This window comes from Microcoleus sp. AT9b-C3 (genome assembly GCF_036705485.1).
Taxonomy (GTDB): domain Bacteria; phylum Cyanobacteriota; class Cyanobacteriia; order Cyanobacteriales; family Microcoleaceae; genus Microcoleus.
On the sequence record NZ_JAUBUR010000033.1, the window covers coordinates 37,786 to 56,862 of the forward strand.

14 protein-coding genes are annotated in these 19,077 nt (G+C 46.1%); 10 read left to right on the forward strand and 4 right to left on the reverse strand.

Annotated features, from left to right (window positions below):
* Positions 1–116: 116 nt before the first annotated feature.
* Both QUB77_RS24505 and QUB77_RS24510 read left to right on the forward strand, forming a co-directional pair.
* The gene (locus tag QUB77_RS24505; RefSeq protein ID WP_333170293.1) at positions 117–977 is read left to right on the forward strand and encodes an FAD-binding domain-containing protein; all 861 of its coding nucleotides are present in this window, start codon (positions 117–119) and stop codon (positions 975–977) included.
* 84 nt (positions 978–1,061) lie between these two features.
* The gene (locus QUB77_RS24510) at positions 1,062–1,475 is read left to right on the forward strand and encodes a hypothetical protein (protein WP_333170294.1); all 414 of its coding nucleotides are present in this window, start codon (positions 1,062–1,064) and stop codon (positions 1,473–1,475) included.
* A gap of 135 nt (positions 1,476–1,610) precedes the next feature.
* Here QUB77_RS24510 and QUB77_RS24515 read toward each other — a convergent pair whose 3' ends face one another.
* Positions 1,611–2,150 (reverse strand): cyclic nucleotide-binding domain-containing protein, encoded by a 540-nt coding sequence (locus QUB77_RS24515; RefSeq protein ID WP_333170295.1) that lies wholly within the window; start codon positions 2,148–2,150, stop codon positions 1,611–1,613.
* A 658-nt stretch (positions 2,151–2,808) separates the two neighbouring features.
* On the opposite strand from QUB77_RS24515, the gene QUB77_RS24520 reads away from it, so the two are divergent.
* The 8 genes from QUB77_RS24520 to QUB77_RS24555 all read left to right on the forward strand — a co-directional run bounded on the left by QUB77_RS24520 (position 2,809) and on the right by QUB77_RS24555 (position 16,203).
* A complete protein-coding gene (locus QUB77_RS24520) occupies positions 2,809–3,918 on the forward strand; it encodes a hypothetical protein (RefSeq protein WP_333170296.1) in 1,110 nt (369 codons plus the stop codon).
* Between the two features lie 232 nt (positions 3,919–4,150).
* Positions 4,151–4,426, forward strand: a complete 276-nt coding sequence (locus QUB77_RS24525) for a hypothetical protein (protein ID WP_333170297.1) — start codon at positions 4,151–4,153, stop codon at positions 4,424–4,426.
* The gene (locus QUB77_RS24530) at positions 4,419–4,760 is read left to right on the forward strand and encodes a type II toxin-antitoxin system PemK/MazF family toxin (RefSeq protein WP_333170298.1); all 342 of its coding nucleotides are present in this window, start codon (positions 4,419–4,421) and stop codon (positions 4,758–4,760) included. The genes QUB77_RS24525 and QUB77_RS24530 overlap by 8 nt, the downstream gene beginning before the upstream one ends.
* 64 nt (positions 4,761–4,824) lie before the next feature.
* Positions 4,825–7,944 carry an SMC family ATPase gene (locus tag QUB77_RS24535; protein ID WP_333170299.1) on the forward strand — a complete coding sequence of 1,040 codons (3,120 nt, stop codon included), beginning with the start codon at positions 4,825–4,827 and terminating at the stop codon, positions 7,942–7,944.
* A gap of 377 nt (positions 7,945–8,321) precedes the next feature.
* Positions 8,322–11,630 carry a PAS domain S-box protein gene (locus QUB77_RS24540; RefSeq protein ID WP_333170300.1) on the forward strand — a complete coding sequence of 1,103 codons (3,309 nt, stop codon included), beginning with the start codon at positions 8,322–8,324 and terminating at the stop codon, positions 11,628–11,630.
* A 241-nt stretch (positions 11,631–11,871) separates the two neighbouring features.
* Positions 11,872–13,305: a transposase gene (locus QUB77_RS24545; protein WP_333323572.1), complete on the forward strand. Its 1,434-nt coding sequence runs from the start codon at positions 11,872–11,874 to the stop codon at positions 13,303–13,305.
* 133 nt (positions 13,306–13,438) lie between these two features.
* Positions 13,439–15,313 (forward strand): adenylate/guanylate cyclase domain-containing protein, encoded by a 1,875-nt coding sequence (locus QUB77_RS24550; RefSeq protein ID WP_333323574.1) that lies wholly within the window; start codon positions 13,439–13,441, stop codon positions 15,311–15,313.
* 287 nt (positions 15,314–15,600) lie between these two features.
* Entirely contained in the window at positions 15,601–16,203 is a 603-nt protein-coding gene (locus tag QUB77_RS24555; protein WP_333170303.1) for a Uma2 family endonuclease, read from the forward strand.
* A 9-nt stretch (positions 16,204–16,212) separates the two neighbouring features.
* Here the strand turns inward: QUB77_RS24555 and QUB77_RS24560 are convergent, their stop codons facing one another.
* The 3 genes from QUB77_RS24560 to QUB77_RS24570 form a co-directional block, all read right to left on the reverse strand.
* Positions 16,213–16,980, reverse strand: a complete 768-nt coding sequence (locus QUB77_RS24560) for a YebC/PmpR family DNA-binding transcriptional regulator (protein WP_333170304.1) — start codon at positions 16,978–16,980, stop codon at positions 16,213–16,215.
* Between the two features lie 115 nt (positions 16,981–17,095).
* Positions 17,096–17,734 carry a histidine phosphatase family protein gene (locus QUB77_RS24565; RefSeq protein WP_333170305.1) on the reverse strand — a complete coding sequence of 213 codons (639 nt, stop codon included), beginning with the start codon at positions 17,732–17,734 and terminating at the stop codon, positions 17,096–17,098.
* Between the two features lie 174 nt (positions 17,735–17,908).
* Positions 17,909–19,039, reverse strand: coding sequence for an endonuclease NucS domain-containing protein (locus QUB77_RS24570; protein ID WP_333323576.1), 1,131 nt, complete (start codon positions 19,037–19,039; stop codon positions 17,909–17,911).
* Between the last annotated feature and the right edge of the window lie 38 nt (positions 19,040–19,077).

Here is a 19,077-nt window from a genome sequence, read left to right on the forward strand (position 1 = left end):
CTGCTGGGGCAAACTGTACGTTATCAGGAGTGAAGGGCAATTTAGGGCGATCGACCAGGCACGCCCGATCGAATAGCTTTAACATGAGGAAAGAATAGCAGGCGCTTGAAAAAACAATGAGTCAGGACATGAAGCGGGAATTTGCCAGCCGCGACGAATTAATTGCCTACGTGCGTGAACAGTTCCCCGAAGCCGCCGCCCGGGACAGCAGCGTACCCCCAACCCCAGGCGGGCGGAAAGCAGCCGAGACAGCCCTGCAACAAATAGACCCCGGCAAGTACGGCTCAACCCGCAATTTCCTCAACGGTGCGGTAACGCGCTTGTCGCCCTATTTGCGCTACGGGGTTTTGAGTCTTGCGGAAGTCCGGGATGCCGTACTGGAGAAGGTGCGGCATCGAGAAGAGGCCGTAAAACTTGTCAACGAGTTGGGTTGGCGGGATTATTGGCAGCGACTGTACGCGGAATTGGGCAACGGGATTTGGCAAGACCGGGAACCTTACAAAACTGGTTACACTGCTAAAGATTACAGCGAAACTCTGCCGGAGGATGTCATCGAGGGCTCGACTGGTTTGGTTTGCATCGACAGTTTCAGCCGCGAGTTGCGAGAAACTGGTTATTTGCACAACCATCAGCGGATGTGGATGGCTGCTTATCTGGTACACTGGCGCCGCGTGCGCTGGCAAGCCGGAGCTCGCTGGTTTTTGCAACATTTGCTAGATGGAGATCCGGCAAGCAACAATCTTTCTTGGCAGTGGGTAGCCAGCACTTTTAGTCACAAACCTTATTTTTTTAATCGCGAAAATTTGGAGCGTTACACTAAGGCGGTTTATTGTCGCGATTGTCCTTTTTATGGGCAATGCGATTTTGAGGGAACTTACGAATATTTGGAATGGCAGTTGTTTCCTCATGGAGAAAAGGTCGATCGCAGCGGCGGTTCTAAAAGTTGGGAACGCCCTAAAAAACGTCGCACAAATTAAAAAGTCACTTGTCAGTAGGCAGTTGTCAGTTGTCATAAGTTAACAGTCAACAGTCAACAGTCAACAGTCAACAATTACTAATTTATGAACAATCCAATTATTTGGCTGCACGGCGACTGTTTGAGTCCTGAAGGCCCGGCTTTTCAAGCGCACCCAGAGGCACCGGCAATCTGGGTTTGGGATGATGCACTCATTGATGAATGGCAGTTGAGTCTTAAACGAATGGTGTTTATTTACGAATGTTTGCTGGAGTTGCCGGTAGTTATTCGGCGGGGCGATGTGGCTGCGGAAGTTATCGCTTTTGCGATCGAATCCGGCGCTAATCAAGTGGTAACTGCGGAAAGTCCCAGTCCTCGGTTTCAGGATATTTGCCGACAAATTAAGCGATCGCACCCTGTAGAAGTTTTGCCACCCGAACCCTTTGTCCGCTACGATGGTTACATTGATTTGAAGCGTTTTTCTCGCTATTGGCGCGTCGCTGAAAAATATGTTTTTTAATTGGGAATTGGGAATTGGTAATTGGAAATAGGTGTTCTTTTCTCTTCCTTCTTCCCTCTTCCTTCTTCCCTCTTCCTTCTTCCTGAAATCCATTACATCCCTGGAGCGAATCCGTTGCCGAACTTCCCTCTTCTTTCAACTCCCCTTCAAACGCTCCAACAGCCATTGAAATCTCGATTCAGCCAAATCTGGATTTTCGACATTTTCCCCGATGGCGTCCTCGTCGTCGGGATCTTGATAGATTAAACCATCATTATCATCGCCAAAGCGTTTGACTGTACCCCGCAGTCTCGACGACAGAAATTTGGTAATCGCCCGATAAAACCGCAGGGAAAAAAGCACGTCTTGCTCTAGTTTTTCAGTTAGCAGCCGCCGGGGAATTGACAGGATGAGGCACTCTTCAATTGCCGTGACGCTAGCAGAAGGAAGCCTCCCGTCTACAAAAGACATTTCGCCCAAAACTTCCCCGGAAATAATTTTTCCAATTTCTTTGTCGCCTAAAGATGATACAACAACGCTCAAAGTTCCCTCCAGAACTATGTACAGGGCGTCTAAGGGCTTACCTTCGGCGATCAGGGTTGTGCCGGGGAGGACTTGGGTGCGGGTGCCGTTGGCGAGCATCCAATCGATGTCGCGATCGCTCAATTCGCCTAATATGACTAGAACTTTGCTCATAAAGTCAGGTTGAGATCAGATAATTTGTATTTTTTTACTTGTTTACTTGCGTGCTGTTGTGAGATGGTCAGACCCTGAGCGAAAGCGAAGGCTAAACTTTACAAATAGAACACTAAATTTTACACAATTTTCATAATATTCAGTAATTTTGACACGATCGACCCACAAATATTTCTCGGATCGGTGGTATTATTCTACATTACTTGTCAGGGACTGTACAGCAGCCGATCAGGTTGTTTTAACTGCACTTGCTTGGGACGGCGGGGCTGCCAAAACTGTTTTGAAAGCTTGTTGTCTCTTGGTTTCGAGCCGATGCCCTCTCAAAAACCGGATTTTTTCGGCGTGGCTGCGAGTGCAGCGCCCCCAAGTACAGTATTGTAGAATGCAAGCGAAACGCACGATCGACCCCTCAATTAAACAGGATCAATGGTGAAATCACCCCTAGGATTGATTTTTAGTCGATCGATCTGTAAATTAAAATTAGCCTCTAAACCCACCGTCCGTTCTTGAATCTAATCAGCTTGAGAGTTGACTATTCAAGGGTAAAATGGCAATCTAGGAACAACACAACTCATATTTGTGTCTTTTTTTAGCAAAGCTCTCGACGGTCGCCCTCAAACACTTACACTTTTAACACACCCTTCATTGAGGAGTTTCTATGAATAGTCTATTTTCCAAGTCTACTTTTGCGTTAATAAATCTTGCAGCTTTAGCTGTTTGTTGCAGTACCATGTCAGCGAAAGCTGAAACTGGCAACTTGCCCGAGGTCGCTACAACTGCAACAATAGCCGCTCAAAATGTTGACCAAATTTCTGAGCCGACAGCAACTTCAGCAGTTAAACCCGACGCAGAAACAACGGCTAGTAATAAAAAAATTGATTCGATCAGTTGGAGCGAACTAACAGAAGCAGCACAGCCAGCAGCCTCTGAACCGGCCGCCAACTTGCAAGTATCTATTGCTGCACCCGAAAAATCAGAAACAGCAATTTCAGATATTGCTGAGACAGAAACAGAGCAAAATACCTCCATTGCTGCTGAGACCCAAAAGTCGGAAGAAACCGCTAAAATTGCTGATAATAGCGTCAAAGTGCAGTCAACAGTCGAGACTGCCAAAAAGAGCGATCGACCTACCTCAATTGTTGCCCAAAGCAATAATCTGGAAGTAACAGCAACGAAGGAAGAAAAAGAAGTCCAAACAGCACAAGAATTGTTGAGCAATCCTGTCAGCACTTCCGCCTCAGCTTTGACAAACCAACCGAAAGTTGCTGAAAAACCCGCAACTCCCTCAGAACCTACTGAAAAAGTGGCTCAAGGAACTCAAATCAGACCAGGCCGAGCTACTCGTTCTGGGCCCAGCTACATCGGCATTGGCGGCAATCTAGGTTTTGGCGGAGATTCAGCTTTAGGCGACGGTTCATTTGCCATTATTAGCAAAATCGGTTTGACGAACAATTTCTCGGTGAGACCGACTGTTTTGTTCCGCGACAACTTAGCTTTTCTAATTCCTGTTACCTACGATTTTGTATCTCAAGAGACCGTCGAAGTTAGCGAGGATTTTGTGATTACTGCGGCTCCTTATGCAGGTGCTGGCGTGCTAATTTCTACCGGCGATGACGGTACTTTTGGCTTCCTGATTTCGGGCGGTGTAGATGTGCCGCTGTCGAGAAATTTTACAGCAACAGCGGGACTGAATGTTGGTTTTGTCGATGGAGCTGAAGTGGGATTGTTAGTCGGTGTCGGCTATACGTTCCCGAATATTGCCCGGTAGTGTTGCTGTTTGAGCAAACGCAGGACAAATAAATAGGCGCGGGGTTGGCTGTAAAAATACAGTCAACCCTTTTTGATGATGGAAAATCTGCCTGTGCTATCGATGTAGGGTGCACCATCAGCACAAACCGGTAATGTAGGTTGCGTCATAAGCACAGAGCGCCGATATTGATTTTTGTGAAAGATATAATGATGGTGCGATCGTACTTTCTCACAAACCACCCCAAAAAACCGTGACTAAAACAGAAATCTTAGCAGCGCTCAAAAATCTGACAGCAGAAGAACGCCTAGAAATCATCGAAACAGCTTCGCGGATGATGCGCGAAGAAATAGAAGAAAAAGCCCAGCGCAAAGTTGAGAGAAAGCGGAGACTCAGAGCCGCAGCAGAAGCAGCAGTCAAAGATTATATGCCGGGAGGTGCTTTACATGATTTGTGGTCGGCTGAGAGCGAACCCTATTTTGACTCGGAGGAAGAATGCCTTAACGCAGGGATAAAAACTAATGCGTAGAGGCGAAATCTGGCTGGTTGCGCTTGAACCTACTGTGGGCGCCGAAATCGGCAAAACCCGTCCGGTACTAATTGTCAGTGATGAAACGGTTGGAATTTTGCTGCTTGAAGTTATTGTTCCCATCACTGACTGGAAGGAGCGATACACCGAGAGAAATTGGATGGTTCGACTAGAACCCAGCGACGAAAATGGCTTGGCGAAACTCTCCGCCGCTGATACTTTTCAAGTCCGTTCCGTTTCCCAACAAAGATTTGTCCGACAACTCGGAACCCTGTCCGAGACAATTATGGAAGAAATTGCAGAAGCACTGACAATTGTTCTGGATCTGGATTGAATAACTAGGCAACAGCGTACAAATAGTGTTATTTATAAATAGATTGTATGGCGCGATGGCCTAAATGATTCCTATACAACTTACACTCAAAAATTTTCTCAGCTATCGCGAAGCTGCTTTAGACTTTCGCGGCCTGCACACCGCTTGCATTTGCGGGCCTAACGGTGCTGGCAAATCCTCCCTCTTAGAAGCCCTATCCTGGGCACTTTGGGGCTGTTGCCGCAGCGATACGGAAGACGATATCATCCATATCGGCGAAACAGATGTGCGCGTTGATTTCACTTTCTCCACAGGCGGTCAAATCTACCGGGTGATTCGCAACCGCCGGCGCGGACAATCGGGAAGTTTGGAATTTCAAGTCAGCTTAAATTCTGCCGACAGCGAGGAAAAACTTAATTTTCGCACGCTTACAGACAAGGGTCTGAGAACAACTCAGCAAAAAATCCTCGAACACATCAAACTCGATTACGATACTTTCATCAACTCGGCGTATTTGCGGCAGGGGCGAGCTGATGAATTTATGCTCAAAAAGCCGATCGAACGCAAACAAGTTTTAGCCAACCTGCTCAAACTCGATCAATACGATACTTTATCCGACCAAGCCAAAGATACGTCCAAACAATTTAAAGCTCAAGTCGAAGTGCTCAAACAGAGTTTGCTAACCGTACAAGAGCAACTGCAACAAAAAGAGACCATCGCCTCGGAACAAACTCAATTGCAGCAAGCAACCGATTTGCTTCAGCAGCAGCAGCAAGCCGACACAACCGAGTTGCAGCAACTGCAACTCCAGCACCACAACCGCCAGACTTGGCAAAAACTCCTCGCCGGCCACCAGCAGCAGCACTACAATATCTCTCAAGAATGCCGCCGCTTGCAGCAAGAACTCAGCGCAGCCAAACAGCAGCAAAATGAGCTACAAGCCCTCCTAGAGCAAGAAAATGAAATAACAGCAGGCATCGCGTATTTCCATAGCTTGCAAGCCACAGAAGAAACTCTGGCTGGCAAATTCAAAGCCAACCAACAAGCCCAAAATCAGCGTCAGCAATTGCAAGAACAGCAACGGCAAGAACTGAGCTTTTTGCAAAGCAAAATTCAGCAGTTGCAAGCTCAATTAGAGGTTTTAGAACAAGATGAAAAAGATGTTCTGGAAATTCTCAAACAGCAGCCGGAGGTTGATAAAGGACTCGCACAGTTGCAAGCAGTTCGATCGCGCCTCAACGAACTAGAGCAACTGCAACTGCAAGTTTCGCCGCTGCTACAACAGCAGCAGCAAAAACAACAAAAGCTCGATCGCGCCCGCGCCGGTTTAACCGCCCGCTTAGAGGAAATCAACCGACAGGTGCAAGTTCAGCAGCAGCAGCGACAACCGCAATTACAGCAGGAAATCTCGGCCATCGCCAATCAAATTTTGCAGTTGGAAAACAAGCGAGTTTATCAGCAGCGAGTCCGCGAAAAAGGTCAAGAAAGGCACGACTTTCTAGGAAACCTGCAAGCCAAAAGCCGCGACTATCAAACCAGACTCGCCGAGATCGACCAAAAACTGCAACTGCTGCGGAAACATGAAGGAGAAACTAGCGCAGGCGAAGGTAAAGCCTCAAAATTTGCGGAAAACGAGCCATCGAATTCGCCTTTAATGGTGCGAGATACAAATTTTGGCAATTGTCCTTTGTGCGATCGACCTTTAGACGAACACTACTGGAATTTAGTAGTCACAAAACACCACACCCAACAGCAGGAAATCTGGAACCAACTGTGGGTTGTGCGCGAACAGTTGGCCGTCTCCGAGCGCGAAATTCAAGTCCTCAGACATGAATACCGCGAACTAGAAGAGGAATTAGCGCCCTACCAAGAATTGCGCGAACGCCGCAGCCATTTGCAAGCACAATTAGATAGCCTGGGTCAAGATGAAAACCGACTGCAAAGTATGCGTCAAGACGCTGCAGAAATAGAGCGGTTGCTACGCACCGGCGAGTATGCAGCCGATGATTTGGGCGAACTCCAGCAAATCGAACAGCAACTGCAACAGCTCAATTACAGCGATCGCAGCCACTCCCTCGCCCGCAGCGATGAAAAGCGCTTGCGGTGGGCGGAAATTAAGCAAGCTCAAATCAAAGACGCTCAGCAGAAACTCAATAAAATTAATGCCCGTCGCCCGGATTTGCAAACTCAATTAGCCACAGTACAGCAACAGTTAGAACAGCAAAAAAATAGCTCGGAAATACAGCAGCAAATTCTGTCTTTAGATAGATACATTGCGGAAATTGGCTATAATTTGGAACAGCACGAACACGTCCGCAGCGAAATGCGCCGATCGCAATTTTGGATCGCCCGCGCCGAAAAACTGCGATCGGCAACTGTGCAGTACCCGCAAGTGCAGCAGCGGGTTAATGAAATAGCAAATTCCATCGCAGTGCGCGATCGAGATTTGCAAGCTGTCAGCGCTCAAACTGCCGCGATGAACCAGCAATTGCAAGAACATCCTGATCCCACAGCCCGCATAAGTGCGATCGAACAGCAAATGGGTCGCCGCCGCCAGCAGCTAGACCAACATTTGGGAAGTCTCGGACGCCTCCAGCAGCAGCAGCAAAATCTGGAAACTCTGCAAGTTCAGCTAGTAGCTCAAAAAGAGCAAATGCAGGTTGCCAAACGCCAGCAGCGAGTTTATCAAGAGTTGGGTCAAGCCTTTGGTAAAAACGGCATTCAAGCTTTAATGATTGAAAATGTTTTGCCTCAACTTGAAGCTGAAACCAATCAGATATTGTCAAGATTGAGCGCGAATCAATTGCACGTTCAATTTATTACTCAGCGGGCTGCTGCTTCTAAAAAAGCAACTAAATTGATTGACACTTTAGACATTTTAATTGCTGATGCTCGCGGTACTCGCGCCTACGAAACTTACTCTGGCGGTGAAGCTTTTCGGATTAATTTTGCGATTCGGCTGGCGCTGGCGAGACTGCTGTCTCAGCGGGCGGGCACGGCTTTGCAAATGTTGATTATTGATGAGGGATTCGGAACTCAGGATGCTGAAGGGTGCGATCGGCTGATTGCTGCAATTAATGCGATCGCCTCCGACTTCGCCTGCATCCTCACCGTTACCCATATGCCCCACCTGAAAGAAGCTTTTCAAGCCAGGATTGAAGTAAGCAAAACTGCTCAGGGTTCTTGCATCAGCTTGTCAATTTAAAAGGGTTGACGAGCCGGATGGAAGGAAAAGAAGAAAAAAAGTTGAAAATATCAGTATTTTCACCTTTTGTTTTCTTGCCGCCTTCGGTATTTTCACCTTCTGTTTTCTGGATAAGTACCGAATTCCTTCGGTGGTACTACTTTTAAACCAGGAGGCAACTGTATGCCCGTTCCCCAAACCACAATGGAATCGGTCATTGCCAATCTAAAATCTAAAATCTAAAATGGTATTAGTCGTCTCCCACGTCGGCTTTTTTGGGCTGCTGACTTTGTTGAAAAAGCGAAATTGAAAATAAAATTATACAATAAGAATGGCTCAAGCTGTTTATAAATTTTTATTGTTCTGTCCCCTCCCTGGGAATTTGGATATTGCCACAGATGACAACCGACTCTTTCAACCTGTCTCTCCTAGAACGGGCGATCGCAGCATCGAGTAACAGCATCCTCATCGCCGATGCTCGCAAGCCTGACACACCTATTATCTACTGCAATCCTGCTTTTGAGAAACTGACCGGTTACAGTACCCAAGAAGTTATTGGACGCAACTGCCGATTTTTGCAGGGCCCCGATACCGATCAGACCGAATTAAACAAACTCCGCCGCAGCTTGCAAGCGGGAACGGAAATTCAGGTAGTTATCAAAAATTATCGCAAAGACAAAACTCCTTTTTGGAATGAATTAATGGTTTCCCCCATCCTAGACAATGAGGGAAAATTAACTCATTTTATCGGAGTTCAGAACGATATTACCAAAAGAGTAGCAGCAGAAACAGCCCTGCAAGAAAGCGAAGAAAGATTGCGCGTGATCGCCACTGTGACTCCCGTTGCCATGTCAATTACGCGCCTCGAAGATAGCGTCATTTTGTATGCAAATCCTGCCCTCGGAGAAACTTTAGATGTGAGTCCAGAACAACTTATCGGACGCAAAAAAAATGAACTTTATGCCAATATTAAAGACCGCAGTCAATTGATAGAATTAGTAAAACAAAACGGCTTGGCCGACCGCGAAGAAATCTGCCTCAAGAAAGCAAATGGCAGTTTTTTTTGGGTAAAAATTTCGATGCGAGCGATTAATTTTAACGGCGAAGCCGCAATTTTATCGGCATTTTACGATATTACCGATCGCGTAGAAGCAGAAACAGCACTACGGCAAAGCGAAGCGAGGTTTCAAAAGCTAGCCGCCAACGTTCCCGGGATGATTTATCAATTTCAGTTAGCAGCAGACGGCACTATGTCATTCCCCTACGTCAGTTCCGGCTGCCGCGAACTCTGGGAATTAGAACCAGATGTACTGCAAAACTCAGCTATTCCCGCGATCGAAATGATTCATCCAGACGATGCGCCCAGCTTCCGGGAGTCTGTTGCTATCTCAGCTAAAACTTTAGAGCCTTTGCGGTGGGAAGGCAGATTTGTTTTTCCGGGCGATCGGATTAAGTGGATTAGCGGGGCTTCGCGGCCAGAACAGGGCGAAAAAGATAACATTATTTGGGATGGCTTGTTGATTGACATTAGCGATCGCAAACTTGCAGAATCAGCACTGCAGCAAAGCGAAGCCAGATTCCAAAAAATGGCCGCCAACGTGCCGGGAATGATTTATCAATACTTGCTGCATCCCGACGGTTCAAATGAATTCATTTATGTGAGTTCCGGCTGTTGGGAACTCTACGAATTAGAGCCTGAAAAAATTCAACAAAACTCCAATTTAATGTGGTCAATGGTGCATCCAGAAGACCTAAACAATCTGTTAGAATCAATCGCAATTTCAGGCCAAACTCTAAAACCTTGGATATATGAAGGGCGGATCGTAACCGGATCGGGAAAACTGAAATGGATTCGCGGCATCGCTCGCCCTGAACTGCAACCGGGGGGCGATATACTGTGGGAAGGGGTGACAATCGACATCAGCGATCGCAAGCTAGCAGAAATCGCCCTCAGCGAATCAAAAATGGCCCTGCAACAAGCTAATCAAGAACTTGAAAAGCGCGTCCTAGAACGCACGGAAGCCTTGGAAACCTCCAAAAAAATGCTGTGGTTGGTAATCAATAACATCCCTCAGTTAATCGCCTGGAAAGATCGAGATTTAGTTTACTTGGGAGGCAACAAAAACTTTGCCAAAGTCGCAGGTTTCAATCACCCCAGTGAAATCGCCGGTCTCACCGACTTCGATATGCCCTGGAAACCGGAAGAAACTGAATTTTTTCGAGCCTGCGACCGCCGCATCATGGCAACCAACACCCCAGAATATCACATCATAGAATCCAAAATGCAAGCCGACGGCACCCAGTGCTGTCTGGATACAAATAAAATACCTTTACACGACAATTCCGGCAATGTTGTCGGCATTTTGTCTACTTTTGAAGACATCACCGATAGGCTTTCGCTAGCAGCTAAAGTCCGTGCCAGCGAAGAACTATTTCGCACAATTTTTGAAGATGCACCCATCGCTATCTACTTAGCTAATTTAGATGATAACCAGTTAGTGCGGGTCAATAAAACTTATTGCGAAATGCTGGGATATACCATATCAGAATTGCTCGCCAAAACATTTATAGAACTTGGGCATCCCGACGATTCTCCAAAAAATATCCAAGTTGCTGATTCTCTTGAGCGGGGAGAAATTACTCACTATCAAATCGAACTCCGTCAGATTACCGCTACAGGTAAAATTGTTTGGGTAAATGTGACAGCAACTTTGATTCGAGACGGCGAAGGAAAACCTCTTTACAACTTAGGGATGATTGAAAATATAACGAACCGCAAAATTTCCGCCGCCGCACTCCAAGCTTCCGAATCTCAATTAAGAAAACAAGCCGCCCAATTGCAAGAAGCCTACGAAAAGCTACAAAACGCTCAAATCCAATTAGTTCAATCCGAAAAGATGTCGAGTCTCGGTCAGATGGTGGCTGGCATCGCACACGAAATAAACAATCCAGCAACTTTTATTAACGGCAATATTTGTCATACATACAACTATTTTCATGATTTAATAGAACTCTTAAGTCTCTACCAGGAATGCTACCCGTCCCCAGTGCCTCAGATTGCTGAAAAAGTTAAGGAGTTAGAGTTAGACTTTCTGAAGGAAGATTTGCCAAAAATGCTAAATTCCATGAGAGTAGGAGTAGAAAGAATCAGTAATATTGTGTTGTCGCTGCGGAACTTTTCGCGACTGGATGAATCAGAAATGAAGTTGGTAGACGTGCATGAAGGAATTGACAGTACACTGTTAATTTTGCAGCACAGATTGCATCAGGCAAGTATAAAAAACGGGATTGAAATTATTAAAGAATACGGAAAAGTATCCAAAATTTACTGTTGTGCGGGTCAGTTAAACCAGGTATTTCTAAATATTATCAGCAATGCGATCGACGCTCTAGAAAACCAACCGGAACCTCGGACGATCGTGATTCGCACCCTCATGAAAAAAGCTGGTTTGAAAAGCCACAGTAAAAACCAGCTCAGTGATTGCGATCGCATTGTAATTTGCATCGCCGACAGTGGCCCGGGAATGAGCGAAGAGGTTCGCAAGCGACTATTTGACCCGTTCTTCACCACCAAGCCCGTAGGGGCTGGAACTGGCTTAGGATTATCCATCAGCCATCAGATTGTGGTAGAAAAACATAAGGGAAGCCTGCGGTGCATCTCAGCGCCCGGACAGGGAGCGGAATTTTGGATTGAAATCCCCTGCTGAGCGATCGTCCATTAATCTAAAAGTTTCAAGATATAACTTTGAACTAACAGCCGGGAAGTCCCTCTGTGTATTTAGAGGGAATAAATCTGAGCGTAAGCGAAGTACCCCGAATAAATCACAGCAGGGATGTCCAGAAGCGTCGGTCGTCGCGGACGTAGACCGACAATTATATTTGAATTAGTGTTGTATTTTCGGCACAGGTTAACTATACTATAATAAGGTCGAAAAAAGGAAGTTTCTAATGCAATTAACGTACAAATACCGCATCAAACCCACAAAAGCTCAGTTAGTAACCATCGAAAAACATCTAGAACTCTGTCGTAGACAGTACAATTATCGACTGGGCGAAAGATTTAGATGGTGGGAGTCCACGAGAACCCCAATCAATGCTTGTCCTTTAACTGCATCTATAGTCCCTGTTGAGGAGATTTACCAAAACATCCCCTTAACTAGAACGCAAACTAGGGATGGCAGGAAAAAGGATGAATTGGGCAATCCTCTGACCTTGAAGGGTGATGTTTTTTCAAACATTGAGGGCGGTTACGTTCAATGGCAAACGATACAGCTAGCCGACTTGAAAAACACTAAGAAACTACTTCCTGAATATAAGAACTTGGATTCTCAGGTTTTGCAGGATGTGGTTAATCGAGTGGAAACTTCTTTCTCGAATTTTACAACACCGGACAAAAACGGAAATCGTAGGGGAAAACCTAAGTTTAAAGGTTTTCACTACTACAAATCTTTTACTTACGCTCAATTAGACAATCTTGATATTGTCAAGGATGAGCAAAATAGAATTTGTATTGACCTTGCAAAAATAGGTCAAGTGCCGATGGTATTTCATCGTTCAATACCCCAAGGTTTCAAGGTTAAGACGGGAACAGTTATTAGAGAAGCGGATGGGTGGTATATCTCCCTAACTCTAGAAGATAAAACGGTTCCAGTAACGGTTGTAGAAATTCAACCGACCGAAGAAAACAGTCTCGGTATCGATCGGGGAATCACCAATTATGTCTATCTTTCCACTGGCGACAGAATCGAAAATCCCAGGTTTTTGAGGAAATCTGCCGAGAAGCTAGCAAGACTTCAATCGAAACTGGCTAATAGAGTCAAGAATTCTAAACCTTGGCAAATTATCAAGAGCAAGATTTCCCAACTCCATCAATTTGTAGTCAGGGCAAGGCTGGATTTTCAATTCAAAGCAGCGCATGAACTTTTTGACAAGTGTGATGTTTTGATTGTTGAAGATTTGAGTATAAAGAATCTAACTAGACGCGCCCAGCCTAAAACTGATATTGAAAATGGCAATTTGGTTTATTTGCCAAATGGTCAAGCTGCTAAAAGTGGACTGAACAAATCAATGCTTGACGCTGCTCACGGTAAATTCGCCAGCGTCCTCAAATATATTGCTTGGAAATTAGGTAAAAGCGTTTTATTTATCGACCCCAAAGGAACTTCTCAGTATTGTTGGAATTGCCTCAATAAAGTACCGAAGGAATTGTCGGATCGGTGGCATTCTTGTCAGTGTGGAGAATCTTTGGATCGAGATGAAAATTCAGCCAAGCTTATCAAAAAGATTGGACTGGATTACCAAAGTGGCGGGGGAACTTCGTCACTCAAAAAAGCCTTTGCAAAAAAGGAAAAAGAAGCCTGCGGTCTAACTGTACTCAGTTGACCGTCAGGTTAGTTCACTTCCCAATTGCCGTCGGTGCTTGAGTTATCAGGGTTTTGAATTAACCGCACTCAGAGGCCGGAACAAATCGCACTCAGCGGTGTGCTAATCTGCAGCCCTTATTCGCTAGGCAATTATGCTGAAAAAACTACCTTTATCCTGGTCTCGCTACATTCCAGCCGGGTTGACGCTGGGTTTGGGTGTGGGACTGTCGCTTCTGACATTCGCCTTGGTTTGGGACTGGGAAGACAAGCGCCGCGACTACGAAATGCACCGCCGCATTGACGATATTTCGATCGGCATCGAACGCCAGCTTAACTCCGACTTAGATACTGTTCTCGCCCTCAGCGACTACATGAAAGCCTTCAGCGCCGTCGAGCGTTCCTCTTTTGCTCGGTTTGTCGCCCGTCCCCTATCCGTCCACCCCAGCCTGCAACTCCTGGCTTGGGCCCCCCGTGTCCCCAATTCCCAGCGGCGCGACTACGAAACTAAAGCTAGAAGCGAAACCGATCCCAGCTTCGAGATTACAGAGCGCGGCCCGCGAGGAGAACTCCGCAAGGCCCTCCAGCGTTCCGAATACTTCCCGGCTTTCTACGTCGAACCACCAGCCGGAAACGAGACAGTATTAGGCTTTGACCTCGCCTCCCACCCAGAAATCCGCCTCGCGCTCGATCGAGGGCGCGATACAGGAGAAATGATTGTCACCAACTACATCGGCTTAACTCAGGGCAATTCCCCGGAACAGGGCCTTTTGGCTATAGTTCCGATTTACGAAAACAGCAGTAAACCGACTACCCTGGAATCCCGTCGCCAACTGCTACAAGGATTTGTTCTGGGCGTATTTCGAGGCAAAGATATTTTCCAAACCTCTTTAAAAGGACGCAATACCGACTACCTCAATATTTATCTCGTTAGCGAGGCTCCAGACAAGCAAGAAGCAGGGTCGCTGTTACCGCAAACGGGGAACCCGGTTCTCAAAAATCTCCCTGCTGAGCGCCAAATTCAGCAATTTGCGGTGCAGTTCCAATCCGCCAGCCAACAAGTGCTTCCAGCATCAGCCGCTGCGAAACCCTCTCTCCTACAAAACTGCCCGATTCTTGACAATCCAGGCCCGAACTATACAGCTTGCAGAAGGCGGCTGAAAATTAGCGGCCGCCAGTGGTCTATGTACGTGTCGGCAACGCCGGAAATTCGCAGGCTTCGCAAGCACTGGCGCTCTTGGGGAACTCTGACGATGGGGATGCTGTGGACTCTGATTCCGGTGACATATATGCTGACATCTTTGAGCCGGACGGCCCAAATCGAAAAGCTAGCCCGAGAAAGAATTCGCCAAGCCGAACAGTTGCAGGCTGCTTACCTACAGTTGGAACTCGAACAAGCTAAATCCGAGCAATTGCTGCTAAACGTTTTGCCCGCAGCGATCGCCCTGCGTTTGAAGGACAATGAACACAATATCGCCGAAAGTTTTGCGGAAGTAACTGTGATGTTTGCCGACATTGTGGGGTTTACAGAACTTTCGTCGAGAATTTCAGCGACGGCGGTGGTGGAAGTGCTCAACGATATTTTTTCCGCTTTTGACCACTTGGCCGATCGCCACGGTTTGGAGAAAATTAAGACTATTGGTGACGCTTACATGGTTGTCGGCGGTTTGCCTACACCCCGAGACGATCACGCCGAGGCGGTTGCGAACATGGCGATCGATATGTTGCACGAAATTAGGCTGCTGAGTTTAGAACATTCGGAACCTTTCAGCATTCGGATCGGGATTAGCAGTGGCCCTGTCGTTGCCGGCGTTATCGGCTTAAAAAAGTTTATTTACGACCTCTGGGGCGACACAGTAAATATTGCTTCGCGCATGGAATCCCACGGGATTACCGGCTGCATTCAAGTCACCGCCGAAACCTACGAGATATTAAAAGATAAATATACTTTTCAGAAGCGCGGCGCCATTCAAGTTAAGGGCAAGGGATACATGGTTACTTATTTGCTAACTGGGAAAAAAGATTATTGACTGAAAGCATCCAGGGTACAAGCCCCCGGATTCATTCCAACGCGCAGACTCAGGACCCAGAAATAAAAAACCTGTATCCGATCGACAAGCCCCCGAATTTATCCGTGGGGTCAATGCTTCAATTCTAAAATCTAAAATCTAAAATCTAAAATCTAAAATCGATTGACCCAGCCCAAAAACGGATACAAGACTCCGAATCCGCGATCGACTAAGACTTGCGATCGCCAAGCTAAAATAGTGTAAGCTCAAGGTATTCTATCACCCCTGCACCAAAAAAAGGAAAAACCATGACGACGCTGCTAATTCAAACCGAAAGCGTCCCACTGACGGTCAATTTCCCTGCGATTCAATCGATGACTGTTGAACAGTTTTATGAATTCTGTCTAGTTAATCGCAATTTGAGAATTGAGCGTACAGCCAGTGGGGAAGTCATCATTATGTCACCCGCCTTTTCAGATACAGGGAATCGAAACAGTAAGATTGCTCAGCAACTTGGGAACTGGGCAGAACAAGATGGCACAGGTGAAACGTTTGACTCTAGTGCAGGCTTTACCTTGCCGAATGGAGCAACCCGATCCCCCGATGCCTCATGGATTAAACTAGAGCGCTGGAATGCCTTAACTGAAGAACAAAAAGCCTCATTCGCACCGATTTGTCCAGACTTTGTGATTGAATTGCGGTCGGCTAGTGACACTCTCAAGGGATTGGAAAACAAGATGCAAGAATATATTGAGAACGGTGTATCGCTCGGCTTTTTGCTCGATCGCAAAAATAGAAAAGTCTACATCTACCGTCCCGATCGCGAACCTGAAATCTTAGATAATCCTGAAACAGTCAGCGCCGATCCAGAGTTACCGGGATTTGTCTTGCGGATGGCAAAAATCTGGTGATTTAGAGCGTTATACCATACTCAAAGACATCAATTCATCTGTCATTTCAAAATTCGCCGTCACACTTTGCACATCGTCTAAATCTTCCAGTGCATCCATTAACTTAAGGAGCGATCGAGCTTTTTCAGGAGTGTCTATTTCCACTGTATTGCTGGGAATCCAGCGATTTTCCGACTGCAAAACAGCAAAATCTTTTTGTTTCAAAACATCAGCCAGTTGTTCCAAATTAGCCACACTTGTAAATACCTCTGCACCTTCAGTATCCTCATCAATTAATATCAAATCATAAGATTCCGCAGCCGCCTCTAGCGACGCTTCAAACAATTGTTCCTCATCAATCGGGCCGCGTACCGTACAAACCCCTTTGTGGTCAAACATCCAGCCCACACAACCAGTTTCGCCCAGGTTGCCACCATTTTTAGTAAAAGCTTCTCGCAAGTCAGCCGCCGTGCGGTTGCGGTTGTCTGTCAGCGCTTCAATCAGAATAGCAACCCCGCCAACGCCGTAACCTTCGTAGCGAATAGCTTCTAAATCCGAACTTCCCCCGGCTAAGCCAGCACCTTTGGCGATCGCCCTTTCTATGTTTTCATTAGGAATACTCGCCGCCTTCGCTTTTTCTATAGCCGTCCGCAGTTGAAAATTGCCAGCGGGATCGGGAACTCCGCTGCGGGCCGCGACAATAATTTCGCGAGATATTCTAGCAAAAACCTTGCCTTTAACGGCATCAACTCTAGCTTTTTGGCGTTTAATATTCGCCCACTTACTGTGTCCTGCCATACCGATTTAAGCTTTTCGATTTAAAATGTGCGATCGAGATCGAATAAACGTAGGGTGTGCACTGCGCACCTTACACACATAGCATAAAATGCGATTTTTCGCACGAATCTCAACTTTAATTAAACCGGATCACGGTTTCAGAGTCAGTCAGGTGAGAAGTATCGCCATTAAGTGCGATCGACCATTCTCCCTCATCCCGCACCACTTTCACCAAACAGCACAAAGAAGCGTTAATTTCCGTTTCAGCACAGGCAGCCAGCCCGATCGCAGTTCCTAAAACCGACGCACCGTGACCTACTAATAACATATCCTCGGGAAACTCTGCCGCGAGGCGTTTAGCAGTTTCCCCCGCCCTTTTGAGACAAGCTTCCCCAGTTTCGGGATAATTAGCAATACCGCCTTTGTAGGAAGCATCAATCCTGGGAAAGCGGCTGCACAAAGCTTCGACGGACTCAGTTTCCGGCATTTCTGTCATCCATTCAGGATTCAGCCATTCGCACAATCCCCAATCTAGTTTAATTGACAAATCGAGAGCTTCTGCCGCATGATTTGCTGTTTGGACAGTTCGCAGAAAAGGGGAAGCAAAAATATGAGAAATTCCTTCACCTTTGAGGCGATTGGCGAGTTGTTTAGCTTGAACGTGACCGTCTTCGGAAAGGTGAGGATCGTAGCGGCGTTCTGCGGTGAGAAACCAGTCGGGGTGAACGAAGTCGATGCGGTTTCCGTGTCGTGCGATCCAGACTGTTTGTGGCATGAGTTGGTTTGAGTTTTGCTTCTAGGTGTAATATTATATCAAAGTTTGGTAATTTGATTTGTTGCGAAGCTATTGATTTGATTTTTTTTAACCGCAGATGCACGCAGATAGACGCAGATGGATCGTGGATTGGGTAAGGGGTGATGGGGTGCGATCGTATTTGTTAGTTCTCCCTTATAGTTTTACCAATCTTGATTCTAAAGCTAAATTAACTATTCTTTCTAAAGAAGTGGATTCGTCACTTTTTCCAATTATCTTGAAATAGTATGTTATGGACATCGCTAATGGCGAACCGTGACGGTAGCTTCGTCCATACTTGCTCACATAAGATGCCAAATTATTCATAACATAATTGTCTCTGTATGCTGGATCGTTCACAAATCTATCCCTGGCACCTAATGCCCTATAGGAGGTATCAGGCATTAACTTAGCTGAAGGAGAAACCAGACCCAGCTTGTACTCACTCTCATTAATCATTATGCCAATTCCCTTGCGAATATAACCTGTATCTGTGACTATTTCCCAATTCGTCCAAATTCTCATTCTAGCTAGGATTTTATTATTGTTGTATCCTCTGGGAAGTGGGAGCCATAAAAACATTGCAGGGCTATTTCGTCTGGGATCAAATCTAAATTCAGCAATCAATTTATTTTTACCTAGACCATACTTAATACTACTAGAGTCAGTAAGTTCCTTGACCCGTCTATCACAGCCTAGAATCTGTCTGCGAACGCTCAAAACTCCTTCGCGTTCAGTTTCATTACATTGCTTGATAAATTTTAAAAGCAACCTTGGCGGTTCAGATAGAGTTTCGTTGCTGTATTGTTCTCGATATGTAATCTCTACTCGCGCAATATGTTCGGCATCTACATCTTTCAATTGTAAATATAATTTTTCCCCGTCAGGAACGATCGCAAATTGCAAAAACTGAAAAAATAGCCCGTGATACTTCCTGTCTGTAAAATTATCCCTGTGAAATTTGGGCGCAATTGCTATTAATCGAACGGGTTGAGCGTAATCCACGCGATCGGCAAAAGGTTTGTGTTCTAACAAAGCATCGTAATAACGGGTTAACTGCTGAACGACATATCTATCTTCGCCGTTTTTCAACTCCAGCACAACTAACCGTTTATTCTCGTCCACCGCTATAATATCGCATCTTTGCTCGTTGACCGTGAATTGCCGCTTGATGACTGTCAAACCGAGCAAACTTTGCAAGTGAACTTCGACAAAATCTTCTAACGCTTCTTCACTTGCAAATTCCCACCCCGACCCTGTTTTCCTCAATGCGGCGCTGCTTAGCATTTTGACAATTCTTAAAGTCTTTAACCAATTTTACCACT